We start from the raw sequence: 13,136 nt of genomic DNA, 5'->3' as shown, positions 1-13,136 counted from the left end.
CCCGTCTTTCGAGGGGAAATCCCTGATGACAAGGGAGGGTCGCCGGTGTTCCGCCGGCCCTCCCGGCACCGGTCGTGTATGAGGGGAGAAATGTGCGCGCGCCCATGAAGGATCCAAAGGATTCGAGGGTCGATTTTCCTCGGCATATTCCACCGGGTCTGGAATTGTCCGAATACGGGCTGCCGATTTTCCACGACATCGATGACGTCCCCGGTGACCTCATCGACACGCCCTCCCCGCTCTACGTACCCTCCACACCCCCCACCCTCTCCGCCCGCGCGGCCTTCCGCCGCTTCTGGCCCATGACCACGGGGCTGCGCCGCTGGCTCGTGGGCGTCTGGCTGTGCACCGTGCTGGGCGCGCTCGCCGAGACCGCCGCCATCCTCCTTTTCGGCGACCTCACCGACAACGCCCTCCAGAAAGGCTCGCTGGACGCCTTCTGGACCCCCGCGGCCCAGTGGCTCGTCGTCGCCGTGGCGGGCGCGGCCATCGGCTACACCGGCGGCTCCCTCGCCGTCTGGGTGTCGGAGCGGTTCGTGATGCGGCTGCGCGAGCACGTCTTCGACCATGTGCAGAAGCTGCCCCCGCACTTCTTCCAGCGGCACCGCCAGGGCGATCTGCTCTCCCGGCTGACCGGCGACGTCGAGGCCATCGAGCAGATGGCCGTCTCCGGCCTGATCGGCACGGCCTCCGCCCTCTTCAGCGCCGTCTTCTACGCGGCGGCCGCGTTCTGGCTGCGCTGGGACCTCGCGGCGGCGACCTTCGTCCTCGCCCCGCTGTTCTGGCTCGCCGCCCGGAAGTTCGCCGCCGGCGTCAGGACCGTCGCGCGCGAGGGCCGGGTCGCGGACGGCGCGGTCACCTCCGTGGTGGAGGAGTCGCTCGGCAACCTCGTCCTCACCCAGGCCTACGGCCGCCAGGACGCCGAGCGCCGACGGCTGGGCCAGGAGGCGACGGCCTGGTTCCGGGCCGCGGTGCGCTCGGCCCGGCTCAACCAGGCGTACGGGCAACTTGTGCAGGTCATCGAGACGGTGTGCGTCCTGGCCGTGATCGGCATCGGGGTCTGGGAGATCTCGGAGGGCCAGATGACGCTGGGTCAACTGCTGGCGTTCGCCGCCCTCCTCAGCTACCTCTACCCGCCGATCCGCAGCCTCGCCCAGCTCGGCCTCCTGGTCACGGCCGCCACCGCGGGCGCCGAACGCCTCGTCGAGATACTGGACACCCGGCCCGCCGTCGCCGACCCCGTCCGGCCCCCGCACCGCGAGACCGGACGCCCCGACGGCATCGTCGAGATGTGGGACGTCTCCTTCCGCTACCCGGGCGCGCCGACCCCCGCCCTCGAAGGACTGACCTTCACCGCCCGGCCCGGGGAACTGGTGATCATCACGGGCCCGAGCGGAGCGGGCAAGTCCACCGTCTCCAAACTCCTGCTGCGCTTCTACGACCCCGACTCCGGCGCGGTCCTCCTGGACGGCACCCCCCTGCACGACTTCCCTCTCGACCGGCTGCGCGAGTACGTCACGCTGCTGCCGCAGGAGACCCTGGTCCTGCACGACACGGTCCGCGCGAACATCGCCTGCGGCCGGTCCGGTGCGAGCGACCAGGCCATCGAAGCGGCGGCCCGGGCGGCCGACGCCCACGACTTCATCACCGCCCTGCCCGACGGATACGACACCAGGATCGACCCCAACTCGGCCCGCCTGTCCGGCGGCCAGCTGCAACGCCTCGCCATCGCGCGGGCCGTGCTGCGCGACGCTCCGGTCCTCGTCCTCGACGAACCGACCACCGGACTGGACGCGATCGCCACCCGCCGCATCGTCGAACCCTTGCGCCGTCTGATGGCCGGCCGCACGACCATCATGATCACGCACGACCTCAACCTGGCCCCCGACGCCGACCGCATCCTCGTCGTCGACCAAGGCCGCATCATCGAAATGGGCCGCCACGACGACCTGCTGGCCCACGGCGGCGTCTATGCCGGCCTGTACGGCTCCCGGATGGCCGGTCGGCCGGGTGGCTGATGAGCCGGGGTTGATGGCTGATGGTTACCGTCCCGGACGGCAATGGCTCGACGCCCGATTCACAGGGGCGACACCCTTCTGCGGCTCCGGCCGCGCTGCTTCACGTCCTGTTTGCCCCTCCGGGCGAGATCATCAAGGGGATCGTGCGGGCGACGGAAGTCGATGGGCCTGAAGCGCGTCTCCTGCTTGCTGTTCTGGCTTCCGGTGGCTCGATCGGCTCTGGGTTTGAGCGTGGGTGTCTGGATTTCGATCACCTGATGTGATGGTGAGTGGAAGACTGAAGGTTTCAGCACGTGATCGAGCGACTACTTTCTGTGGCCAGAGGTGGTCGAAGGGGCTGCCGGGGCTGAGAGGTGCGCAATGCGGAAGCTACTGGCCGGAGTGCTGGCTACGGGGGCGTTTCTCGTGGGCGCGGGTACGGCAGTTGGCGCGGTGGGGTGGCAAGGCATCCCGGCGATGCATTCGTCGGGCGTTGACTTCGTGGAGGCCAAGTATCGCTTCAATCCTGCAGGTCATAACCACGGTGCCTTCGAGTGGAAAGGTGACCTGAAGGACTCTCAGCCAGAAGACGGTCACAACGTCTACATGCTGGTACGTGTCGAGGGTCACGGTTGGGTGCGTTACAACGGCAAGCAGCGGAAGACGGTCTCCCTGCACCACTCGAACTGGGACGGGGCCCAGCGCTACACCAATACCGCAGAGATCAAGGCATGTCGTGATCGCGGCAGTCTGCACCCGGACAACTGCTCGCGCACCAAGAGCTTCTTGAGCGGTCGCTAGAAGCCCTCTGCACCCCACAGCCCAGATGCCCGCATCTGGGCTCCCTCTCGTCATAGGGGAACCATCATCAACACGTCAGAAGTCTTGTCCGCCACGGGTATCGACCTCTTCTACGGAGTGACACCCGCTGTCAGGAAAGCCGACATCAGCCTGCGCCGGGGTGAAGTCGTGGCGATCACAGGGCAGAGTGGCTCCGGCAAGTCCTCGTTGCTGTATTGCCTTGCCGGGGTCCTGCCCGTGGCGCGCGGTGAAGTCCGTTTCGAGGGTCGCGTCCTCAGCGAACTCGATGACGAGGAACTCAGCGCGCTGCGCCGTGAGCGTTTCGGATTCGTCTTCCAGTACGGCGAGTTGCTCCCGGAGCTGACCGTGGAGGAGAACACGGCCCTGCCGCTGCGTCTCGCCGGGCAGCGCAAGGCGGAGGCGCTGACCGCCGCCGGGGAGGTTCTCGGTCGGCTGGGTCTCACAGACCTGCGGCAGCGACGGCCTTCGCAGGTGTCCGGGGGACAGAGCCAACGCGTAGCAGTCGCACGGGCGTTGGTGCATCGGCCGGCCGTGGTGTTCGCTGACGAGCCGACCGGATCGCTGGACAGTGCCAACGCCACCGCTGTGCTGGAGGAGTTCCTGTCCCTGGCGCGTTCTCAGGGGACGGCCGTGGTGCTCGTCACCCACGATTCTCAGGTGGCCTCCCGGGCTGACAGCCAGTATGCGATGCGCGACGGTGTTCTCTCGACCCTGGCGCGGGAGGCGACGTGAAGGAACTCCTGCTGGGCCTACGACTGTTGCTGGGCAGTGGGCGGGGCAACCGCGTGCGTTTCCTCCTCATGGCCGGAGGCAGCGCAGTCGGTGTCTGTTGCCTGGCCATGGTGCTCGCGATCCCCGGGATCCTGGCAGCGCAGGACGGACGTAAGGCAGCACGTGAGGGGGATTGCCGCGGCGGTCGCCAATTCTGCGTCGGCGCCAACAGGGCACCTCGTGAGGTCAGCCTGACGGACCCGTACGGCTCCCGCCCCATGACCCGCGTCTTCCACGCGCCGGGCTCCTTCGCCATTGACCCTCCACCGGGTCTGAGTGAACTGCCCGCTCCCGGCGAGATGTTCGTGTCGCCGCGACTGCACGAAGAGCTCAGGAAGGAGCCGGGACTCGCCCAGCTCGTGCCGGGGCGGGAACGGGGACTCATCGGCGCGCAGGGGCTGGCCCATCCCGATGAGCTGTACGCGTACATCGGCATCGCTCGGGATCAGCTGAAGGGCGGGCATCCCGTGAAGTTCTACGGGATGCCCTATACAAGCGATGAAACCGTGGAGCCCTCGACGCTGGATATCGTGCGGTTCACGCTTGCGGGTGTCGTGCTGCTGCCACTGGTCGTATATCTGTCTGTATGTGCGCGATTGTCGGCCGCAGCGCGGGCTCGACGGCTCGCCGCGCTGCGGCTACTCGGACTGAGCAAGAAGGGTGTCCAGCGCGTCAATGCGGCTGAAACGGTCGCTGCGGCCCTACTCGGAGCGGTATTCGGCCTGGGCATCTATGCGGTGGCCAATCAACTCATTTCCCGAGTCGGCCTTCCCGGCTTCCGGTGGTATCCGTCCGACGGATCGCTGCCCTTGTCCGCCACCCTCATCTGCCTGATCGGTTGTCCAGCGCTCGCCTGGTTCGCGGGAGCGGTCGGGGCCAGGAAGGCTGCCGCGAACCCCTTGGCTGTGAGGCGTAGCGCGGTGGAGAAACCGCCGGCGAAGTGGGGGCTGCTGCCGCTGCTTCCAGGACTGGGCATCGTCACCGGGTATTGCGTGGCCGGCGCGACGGGGCACGTGCCCCGGGGCACCTCTGTCTCGTCGATCCTGATGCCGCTCGCCGTTCTGCTGGTGGGCGTGGGGCTCGTACTGTCGCTCCCGATCCTCTCGCGGAGCCTGTCCCGGACGGTGGCACGCACCAGTTCCCTGTCGCTCGGTCTGGCGATGAGACGTAACGAGGTGGAACCAGGCGGGGCCTTGCGCGTCGCGACCGGTCTGGTGCTGCTCGTCTATGCGGCGTCGCTCGCGCAAGGAGTACTCATCGAGCTGGGCCAGGTCTCCAAGAACACCTCGCCTGTCCAGTCGTACACACTGTCTCTCGACGGCGTAACCCAAGATCGGCAGCGAGAGTTCGAGACGGTGGCGGGGGTCAGTGGGTATGGCGTGGAAGCGACTTCGTGGGGCGATCCGGAAGCCGAGTTTCCACCGATGATCTCCGCCGTGATTGCCACGTGCAGTCAACTTCGCGGGATGGTGCCTGAAATCGGACGATGCACGGACGGACGGCCTTTTCGAGTGGTGAATCGTCGGTCCATCTACGACGAGGACAGTAAGCCTGGTGCGAGCTTCCCGTTCCACCTCAGGAATGACAGAGGCGAGCGGCGTGTGATGACGGTTCGAGTGCCGAAGCAACAAGTGATCTACAGGGATGAACCAGGACTCTCGGCTTTGGACAGCGGCGACGTCGTAGTCCCGCCGTCTTTCCTGCCTGACGGCTTCCGTCCTGAGGAGGCCAGCCTCACCCTGGTCAGCAGTTCGGCATCCCAAACCGTCCGTAACGTCCTCGACGGTATCGGCGGAGTCGATCCCACCGCCAAGGTGGATACGCCCGGTGTCGTGGTGACCGCCCTTCAACAGATCACCGTCGTCAAGACGATCCTCGCCATGGGCATGGTCCTCGGCCTCATCATCGGCGTAGCCGCCTACCTTGTGGCTGCCACCGACCGTGCGGTCGAGCGCCGGCCGCAGGTGACCGCCCTGTCTCTGCTCGGTGCGCGGCCGAGTACGTTGCGGGCTGTGCAGGTGGCGCAGGTTGTGTTGCCACTGGCGGTGGGCCTGGTGCTGGCAGTCGTTGCGGGGAAGGCGGCCGAGTCCAGCTATCTCGTCACCGGCGGTGGCGAGGTCTTCTGGGACGGGGGTGGTTTGCCGCTGCTGTTGGCCTGCGCTCTCGGGGTCGTCGTGGTCGCCGCCGTCGGATCCCTGCCGCTGATCGGGCGGCGCATCGACCCGGAGTTGATTCGGCGGGACTGACGGGCATCGGGCGGGCGTGATGCGGGGCGGCACCCCGGGTATGGGGTGCCGCCCCTTTCTGGTGGGCGGCGAGGGTCATGGTTACGTGCCTCCGGGGTGGGGTGCGGGCGGCGAACGGCGTAACACCGTGAGCTGCGGCCACAGTGGGTGTGTGGCTTTGCCTCTGCTTTGAACTTCGTTGGCCGGTAACGAGCCGCCGCCCGACCGTGTTCCTCCGTCTGGCTGTCGGGTTCCTTTCAATCCGCGCCGTAGGCTGCGAGCGGGAGCGGTGGAAGGAGTACGGCCATGGCCGGCTGGAGTGTGCGTGACATCCCTGATCAGAGCGGTCGTACCGCCGTGGTCACCGGTGCCAACAGCGGGATCGGGTACGTCACCGCGCGGGAGCTCGCCCGGAAGGGTGCACGGGTCGTGCTCGCCTGCCGGAGCGAGGCGCGGGGGAGGGACGCCGTCGAGCGGCTGTGTGGTGAAGTGCCGGGCGTGCAGGTGGAGTTGGGGCGGCTCGATCTCGGGGACCTCGCCTCCGTACGGGAGTTCGCGGACTCCCTGCCGTACGAGCGGCTCGACCTGCTCGTCAACAACGCGGGTGTGATGGCGATGCCGTACGGCACCACCGCCGACGGGTTCGAGACGCAGTTCGGGGTGAACCATCTCGGGCACTTCGCGCTCACCGGGCTTCTGCTGCCCGCGCTGCTCGCGGCGGAGGGCCGGCCGTCCGGGGCGCCGTCAGGGGCCCGTGTCGTGACCGTCTCCAGCATGGCCCACCTGCTCGCGAACATCGATCCGAACGATCTCAACTCCGATCGGCGGTACGGCCGTTGGACCGCCTACGGCCGTTCCAAGACCGCCAATCTGCTGTTCACGCATGAGTTCGCACGCCGGCTCGCGGCGGCCGGGTCCGGCGTCGTGGCGGCTGCCGCGCACCCGGGGTACGCGGCGACCAACCTCCAGACGGTTGGGCCGCGCGCCGAGGGGCGCCGGGTCGCCGAGCGGCTGATGGCGCTCGGCAACCGGGTGATCGCCCAGCCGGCCGAGGCCGGCGCGCTGCCCACCCTGTACGCGGCGACCGCGCCCGGTGTCCGCCCGGACTCGTTCACCGGACCGTCCCTCGCGATGTGGCGCGGGGCGCCCGCACCGTCGCGACGGGCGCCCTGGACCCTCGACGACCGGGCGGGGGAGCGGTTGTGGGCCGCCTCCGAGGGGCTGACCGGGGTGTTCTACGCCGCCGCCCTCAAGCCCTGAGCCGCCCGAGCCGCCTGAGCTCGAAGTCCCACACCAACATGGTCGAGTCCCTCGCGTAGCCGTACGCCGTGCGGTCCAGCAGGCCCGTCGTCACGTCGAAGGCGCCGCCGGGGCTGCCGTTGATCCGGCGGGCGGTGGTGTCCTTCGTCCGGACCGGAATCCCATTCGTCCCCCCGGATCTCCGCCGGCTGCGCTGCGGTGCGCGGCCGATGTCCTGAGGGACACCGGGCCGCGCACCGGGGTTGCGGCCGCATCGGGGGGTGCGGGGGTGCGGAAGCGCGGGGGTTGTGCGGGCGGCCGGCCGCACGTGACCTGTACCTACGCTGCCCGCCCGGGCCGCGTCAGGGGGCGTACCCCTGCGAGTACCCGTGCCCGTACTCCTGCCCGTACCCCTGCCCATGCCCGTACCCCTGCCCGGATTCCTGTCCGTAGCCGTGCCGGTACCCCTGTGCGTACTCCGGGGTGTACTCGTCCGCGTACTCCTCCGTGTACCTCTGCGCGAAGTCCTCCGGCATCGGAGTCGTGTCCAGGTAGAACCACTCGGCGGTCGGGCCGGGAGCGGCGACGGACGCGGTGGCGGGTGCCGGGACGGGCCGGCGGCGGGGCAGTGGGTCGGGCTGCGTGGGCATGGGGTGGTCGGCCGCCGGTGCCATGTCCTCGCTCACGGACCCCATGGACCCCATGGACCCCATGGACCCCATGGACCCCACGGACCCCCCGGGTCCCACGGGCCTGGCAGACCCTTCAGACTCCGCAGACCCGGCAGACCCGGCAGACCCCGCAGGCCCGGTGGGCAGTCGTTTCGCCGGGCCCGGCATCAACAGCTCCACGCGTAGGCCCTTGCCGCGCTGCTGGGCGGTGAACTCCCCCACCTGGCTGCGGCAGGCGTGGTCGAGGTGGGTCACGCCGGTGAGGTCGAGCCGGATCCGGGGTTTGCCGGCCTCGGCGGCCGACTCCAGCGCCTCGATGACCTGGGGCAGCCGAAGGAAGGTCGCGTTGCCGGCCATCACCACCTTCGCGGTGTCGTCCTCGACGTGCTGCCGGACGACCGTCTGAGACATGCGCACCGCGGCCAGCACGATGCCTGCCGCGAGGCCGATCAGGACACCCTCCAGGAGCGCCGTCGCCACGATGACCAGCGTGGTGATCGTCATGACCGCGAACTCGCCGCGGTCCTGCCGCCACATCTTCGGGAACTCCTCGGGCGCGAAGAGCTTCCAGCCGCTGTGGACGAGCACGCCCGCGAGGACCGAGATCGGGATCAGGGCCAGCACCTGGGGGAGCAGGAGGGCGAAGGCGAGCAGCCACAGGCCGTGCAGAGTGCGGGAGAGCCGGGTCTTTGCGCCTGCCTGCACGTTCGCCGAACTGCGGGCCACCACCGCCGTGATGGGCAGCGCGCCCACCAGCCCGGCGAGGGTGTTCCCCGCGCCCTGGGCGATCAGCTCGGGGTTGTAGCGGGTGCGCGGCCCGTCGTGCATCCGGTCCACCGCTGCGGCCGTGAACAGGGACTCCGCCGAGGCGATCACGGTGAAGGTCAGGATCGCGGTGATGATCCCGGCGTCCGCCAGGCCCGCGAACTGCTCCGGGCCGGGTACGTCGACCGAGGCCAGCAGGTTGCCCACCTGGAGCGTCTTGACGTCAACGCCCGGGAGCGCGGCGACCGCGATGCCGATGCCCACCGCGACGAGGGCCGCGGGCACCTTCTTGACCGGCCCCGGCGTCTTCTTCCACAGAAAGCTCAGGACGACCGTGACGACGCCCAGGCCGGCCGCGATCAGCGCCTGCGGGTCGGCGGCGGTGTCCGCGAGCAGGCCGGGGATGCCGGCCATGTTCTCCAGCGGGGTGCCGGGGGCCTTCGCGTCCATCGCCGGGTACGCCTGGCTGAACATCAGCGGCAGGCCGATGCCCGCGAGCATGCCCTGGACGACGGCCAGCGAGATCGCCTGGAAGAACCGGCCCAGTCTCACCAGGCCGAGGACGATCTGGAGGAGACCGGAGAACAGGACGATCACGCCGAGCATGGCCACGCCGTACTCCAGCACGGTCTCCGCGACCAGCGCGGCGAGACCGGCGGCCGGGCCGCTCACCTGGAGCGTGCTGCCGCGCGCGGCGCCCACCACCAGACCGCCGATGACGCCCGAGATGATGCCCAGCTCGGCGGAGACACCGGAGGCGACGGCCACGCCGATGCACAGCGGCAGAGCGACCAGGAAGACGACGAGGGACGCGGTGATCTCGGTGGCCAGATCGGCCTTCGGGCCTTTCTGCCCCTTCTCCCCCTTCTCCCCCTTCGGGTCTTTCGGCCCCTTCAGGTCCTTCTGGCCCTTCGGAGCGTTCGGGGTGTTCGGGGTGTTCTGGGGCTTCGCCGTGTCCGTAGGGGTGGCGGCCCTCGCGTCGCGGGCCCTGGAGCCGCGGGTCCTGGTGGCATGTGCGCCGCTCATGCCGCGTGCACCCGGAAGAGACCGTCCTCGTCCAGTTCGTGCACCTGGCCGGTGTCCACCTCGTAGTACCAGCCGTGCAGGCGCAGCCGTCCCCCCTCGAGACGCCGACGCGTCGCCGGGTAACTCCGCAGCATGGCAAGCTGGTTGACGACGTTAAGTTGGGCGACGTCCGGCATCGACGGGTCCTCGACATGGCCGTCCAGGACGGGCGCGAGCCTCGGGCGGGCCAGCTGCAGCCAGGCGTCCACGCCGGGCAGGGCGGAGAGGTCGTCGCCGGACTTGAGGGCGCCCATCGCACCGCAGTGGGAGTGGCCGCACACCACGATGTCCTGAACGCCGAGCACCTCCAGTGCGTACTCGATGGTGGCCGCCTCGCCCGAGGCGCCCTGTCGGTCGTGCGGCGGAACGATATTTCCCGCGTTTCGCAGCTCGAATATCTCACCGGGCCGTGCGCCCGTGATCAGGGCGGGTATCACCCGCGAGTCCGAGCAGGTGATGAACAATGCCTCGGGATATTGGCCCTCTGCCAGCCGCCGGTATTCGCCGCTTTCGAAGTTGACCCGTCGTTTGAACGAGCGGGCGCGGTCCAGCAATGCCTTCACGGATCCTCCCAGTTCAGAGCTGGTCGACGTGGGGGTCCGACCAGTTCCTCACCACCGTAGAGGAGCGTTTGCCAGGCGAAGGTTAGAGGAACACTAAACCGCCGACAAGAATGGGGCAGTTTTCGTCCGGAGTTGAGCCGCTGCTCACATTGTCCGGGGGGTGTGCGGCGTTTTCCTGACCGTTCTTGTAGCGTGACGGAACAACGGATCCACGGAACACGCGAATTCGGTTCACGGGAGAGACGGGAACGCATGGGTGTACGAGTCCTGCTCATCGAGGACGACCGGACGATCGCCGAACCGCTCGTCGAGGGCCTCGGTAACTTCGGATTGACGGTGCATCACGTCGGCACCGGCAGCGAGGGGTTGAGGGGTCCGTACGGCGATGTCGTCCTGCTCGACCTGGGGTTGCCCGACATCGACGGTATCGACGTCTGCCGGGGCATCCGGCAGACCTCCGACGTCCCCATCATCATCCTCAGCGCGCGGGGCGAGGAGGCCGACCGCGTACTGGGCCTGGAGCTGGGCGCGGACGACTACCTGGCGAAGCCCTTCAGCATGCGCGAGCTGGTGGCGCGGGTGCGCGCGGTGACCCGGCGGGCCCAACGGGGGCTTGCGGAAAGGGAGTTCCCGGGAGCAGAGGCGTTCGGTGGCGAGTCCTTCGCGAACGCCGCCGCCCCGGCCCGGGAACCCGTGCCCGTGCCGCCCGCGCCCGTGCCCGCGCCGCCTGTGGCCACGGCCGCCGCCGTCGGCCCCCTCGTCGTCGACCGGCGGACCCGGCAGGTCTGGGTGGGGCAGGAGTCGGTCGCGCTGACGCCCAAGGAGTTCGAGCTGCTGGCGCTGCTCACCGAGGATCCGGGGGCCGTGTACTCGCGGCAGCAGATCCTCGACCGGGTATGGGACCCGCACTACCAGGGGCCGACGAAGACGCTCGACGTCCATGTGGCCACCCTGCGCCGGAAGCTGGGCAACCCGGCGTGGATCCAGACCCTGCGCGGAGTGGGCTTCCGGCTGTCCGTGCACACCGCCTTCCCGGACGCACCGCAGGCATCGACGCCGCCCGCGTACGAGCCGTCGCCGTCGCCCTACGAGCCTTCGCCCGCGCCGTACGAGCCGCCGACGGCGTACGAACCCCCGCCCTCCTACCCCCACCAGTCCCACGACTTCACCCGGACCCACCAGTTCGACCAGCCCGACCAGTCCCCCCACCACACGGCGGCCTACCGATGACCCGTCGGTTGCTGCTCAGCTATCTCACGCTCGCCGCGCTGGTCCTGGTCTGTCTGGAGATCCCGCTGGGTTTCGTGTACTCGCGCGGCGAGCGGGAGCGGGTGATCAACGCGGCGAAGGACGAGGCGGAGTCGGTGTCGGCGTTCGCCTCGCTGTCCATCTCGGCCGGCCGGGCGGCGCAGGACCTGCCCGAGCGGGCCGCGCACTGCGCCGAACGCATCGGCGGCAAGGTGCTGATCGTCGACGAGAACGGCTCGCTGCTGGCCACCTCGCACCCGCTCACCGGGAGCGAGGAGAGCGAGCTCGCCTCCTGGCCGGGTATCGCCGCCGCGCTGCGGGGGACGGCGACGGCCGACGTCCGCACCTCCACCATCGGCGGGGTGCAGTACCTCGCGGTGGCCACCCCGGTCCGGCACGGCGTCGAGGGGCAGGGCGCCGTCCGGATCACCGTGCCGACCCGGATGGTGTCCGAACGCGTCCATCACGTCTGGCTGTTGCTGGCCCTCGGCGGGCTCGCCGCGCTCACCGCGGTCGCCGCCCTGGGGTTCGTCATCGCCCGCTGGACCGGCCGCCCCATCCGTGAACTGGAGCACGCCACCCACGAGTTGGCCGTCGGCGGCTCCGTCGCACCCGTCGCGATCACCAAGGGGCCGCCGGAGGTCCGCAGTCTCGCCGCGACCTTCAACCGCACCGCCGCCCGCCTGGAGCACCTCCTGGCCTCCCAGCGGGCCTTCGCCGGCGAGGCCTCGCACCAGCTGAAGACGCCCCTCGCGGCGCTGCGGCTGCGGCTGGAGAACCTGGAGAACGACATCGCCCTGAACGCGCGGGGCTCGCTGACCGCCGCGCTGACCGAGACCGACCGGCTGGCCCGGATGGTCGAGGGGCTGCTCGCGATGGCCCGGCTCGACGAGAGCGCCGCCGAACGGGAGACGGTCGATCTGGGCCGGGTGTGCGCGGAACGCCACCGGGCCTGGACGCCGCTGTTCGAGCAGCACGGCGTCTGGCTGGCGCTGGCCGGGGACTACGCGGGCGAGGTGCTGGCGCTGCCCGGGGCGGTGGAGCAGATCCTCGACAACCTGCTCTCCAACGCCCTGCGGGTGGCGCCCCCCGGCTCCACGGTCTCGATCGACCCGCGCCACCACACGCCCCGCACACCCTACGAGCGCCGCTTCCCGCACCGGCAGCCGCACCGCGCGGTGGGCCCGGCGTGGGTCGAGCTGCACGTGATGGACGAGGGTCCCGGCATGACCGAGGAGCAGCGCCGGCGCGCCTTCGACCGCTTCTGGCGCGCTCCGGACGCCCCCAAGGGGGGTACCGGCCTCGGCCTCGCCCTGGTGCAGCGCCTCGCCCACGCGAGCGGAGGCGAGGTGAATCTGCGGCAGGCGCCGCGCGGCGGCCTCGACGCGGTGGTCCGGCTCCCGGCGGTACCGGCCCGGCCGGGCGTGCCCGCACCCCGGCCGGCCAGACCGCTGCAGAGCACGGCCCCCGGCCGACGGTGAAAGATCGGACGAGGCGGGCAAGGGACATCGCGCCCGTCAGTCCGCCCGCCGTCAGTCTGCCCGCCGTCGGGCGATCCTCCGCCAGGCCGCCCGCCCTCAGGCCGCCCGCCGTCAGTCCGCCCGCCGTCAGGCGATCCTCCGCCAGTCCGTGCGTCGTCGGGCGGTCCGCCGTCAGTCTGCCCGCCGTCGGGCGATCCTCCGCCAGTCCGTGCGTCGTCGGGCGGTCCGCCGTCAGTCCGCCCGCCGTCGGGCGATCCTCCGCCAGGCCGCCCGCCCTCAGGCCGCCCGC

The 13,136-nt window shown here is 70.1% G+C and carries 11 protein-coding genes; 8 read left to right on the top strand and 3 right to left on the bottom strand.

The genetic code is table 11. From position 1 onward, the window contains the following. Positions 1-302 precede the first annotated feature (302 nt). The 6 genes from OG289_RS17305 (at position 303) to OG289_RS17280 (ending at position 7,075) form a co-directional block, all read left to right on the top strand. Positions 303-2,018 carry an ABC transporter ATP-binding protein gene (locus tag OG289_RS17305; RefSeq protein ID WP_327320708.1) on the top strand — a complete coding sequence of 572 codons (1,716 nt, stop codon included), beginning with the start codon at positions 303-305 and terminating at the stop codon, positions 2,016-2,018. 20 nt (positions 2,019-2,038) lie between these two features. Further along, positions 2,039-2,281: a hypothetical protein gene (locus tag OG289_RS17300; RefSeq protein ID WP_327314921.1), complete on the top strand. Its 243-nt coding sequence runs from the start codon at positions 2,039-2,041 to the stop codon at positions 2,279-2,281. Between the two features lie 97 nt (positions 2,282-2,378). Next, positions 2,379-2,798 (top strand): hypothetical protein, encoded by a 420-nt coding sequence (locus tag OG289_RS17295; RefSeq protein ID WP_327314920.1) that lies wholly within the window; start codon positions 2,379-2,381, stop codon positions 2,796-2,798. A 99-nt stretch (positions 2,799-2,897) separates the two neighbouring features. Next, positions 2,898-3,551: an ABC transporter ATP-binding protein gene (locus tag OG289_RS17290; RefSeq protein ID WP_327320707.1), complete on the top strand. Its 654-nt coding sequence runs from the start codon at positions 2,898-2,900 to the stop codon at positions 3,549-3,551. Continuing rightward, entirely contained in the window at positions 3,548-5,836 is a 2,289-nt protein-coding gene (locus OG289_RS17285; RefSeq protein WP_327314919.1) for an FtsX-like permease family protein, read from the top strand. The genes OG289_RS17290 and OG289_RS17285 overlap by 4 nt, the downstream gene beginning before the upstream one ends. A gap of 285 nt (positions 5,837-6,121) precedes the next feature. Continuing rightward, positions 6,122-7,075 (top strand): oxidoreductase, encoded by a 954-nt coding sequence (locus OG289_RS17280; RefSeq protein ID WP_327314918.1) that lies wholly within the window; start codon positions 6,122-6,124, stop codon positions 7,073-7,075. Here OG289_RS17280 and OG289_RS17275 read toward each other — a convergent pair. From OG289_RS17275 to OG289_RS17265, 3 genes are read right to left on the bottom strand one after another with little or no spacing between them, the layout of a single operon-like run. Beyond that, positions 7,065-7,382, bottom strand: a complete 318-nt coding sequence (locus OG289_RS17275; RefSeq protein WP_327314917.1) for a hypothetical protein — start codon at positions 7,380-7,382, stop codon at positions 7,065-7,067. The genes OG289_RS17280 and OG289_RS17275 overlap by 11 nt on opposite strands. Before the next feature lie 34 nt (positions 7,383-7,416). Beyond that, positions 7,417-9,516: a SulP family inorganic anion transporter gene (locus OG289_RS17270; protein ID WP_327314916.1), complete on the bottom strand. Its 2,100-nt coding sequence runs from the start codon at positions 9,514-9,516 to the stop codon at positions 7,417-7,419. Then, positions 9,513-10,118 carry a carbonic anhydrase gene (locus tag OG289_RS17265; protein WP_327314915.1) on the bottom strand — a complete coding sequence of 202 codons (606 nt, stop codon included), beginning with the start codon at positions 10,116-10,118 and terminating at the stop codon, positions 9,513-9,515. The genes OG289_RS17270 and OG289_RS17265 overlap by 4 nt, the downstream gene beginning before the upstream one ends. 252 nt (positions 10,119-10,370) lie before the next feature. Between OG289_RS17265 and OG289_RS17260 the strand changes: the two genes are divergently transcribed. Then, positions 10,371-11,348 carry a response regulator transcription factor gene (locus tag OG289_RS17260; protein ID WP_327314914.1) on the top strand — a complete coding sequence of 326 codons (978 nt, stop codon included), beginning with the start codon at positions 10,371-10,373 and terminating at the stop codon, positions 11,346-11,348. Further along, a complete protein-coding gene (locus OG289_RS17255; protein WP_327314913.1) occupies positions 11,345-12,847 on the top strand; it encodes a sensor histidine kinase in 1,503 nt (500 codons plus the stop codon). Before OG289_RS17260 ends, OG289_RS17255 begins: the two co-directional genes overlap by 4 nt. Positions 12,848-13,136 lie beyond the last annotated feature (289 nt).

The sequence above is a fragment of the Streptomyces sp. NBC_01235 genome, assembly GCF_035989285.1.
Classification (GTDB): domain Bacteria; phylum Actinomycetota; class Actinomycetes; order Streptomycetales; family Streptomycetaceae; genus Streptomyces.
Note: the sequence above shows the minus strand (reverse complement) of the source record. Positions and strands in the feature narration are given on the sequence as shown.

What these genes read in the sequence shown, in the direction of transcription:
- OG289_RS17305 (WP_327320708.1), top strand. Translation starts at nt 303, where the DNA reads ATGACCACGGGGCTGCGCCGCTGGCTCGTGGGCGTCTGGCTGTGCACC.
- OG289_RS17300 (WP_327314921.1), top strand. Translation starts at nt 2,039, where the DNA reads ATGGTTACCGTCCCGGACGGCAATGGCTCGACGCCCGATTCACAGGGG.
- OG289_RS17295 (WP_327314920.1), top strand. Translation starts at nt 2,379, where the DNA reads ATGCGGAAGCTACTGGCCGGAGTGCTGGCTACGGGGGCGTTTCTCGTG.
- OG289_RS17280 (WP_327314918.1), top strand. Translation starts at nt 6,122, where the DNA reads ATGGCCGGCTGGAGTGTGCGTGACATCCCTGATCAGAGCGGTCGTACC.
- OG289_RS17270 (WP_327314916.1), bottom strand. Translation starts at nt 9,516, where the DNA reads ATGAGCGGCGCACATGCCACCAGGACCCGCGGCTCCAGGGCCCGCGAC.
- OG289_RS17260 (WP_327314914.1), top strand. Translation starts at nt 10,371, where the DNA reads ATGGGTGTACGAGTCCTGCTCATCGAGGACGACCGGACGATCGCCGAA.
- OG289_RS17255 (WP_327314913.1), top strand. Translation starts at nt 11,345, where the DNA reads ATGACCCGTCGGTTGCTGCTCAGCTATCTCACGCTCGCCGCGCTGGTC.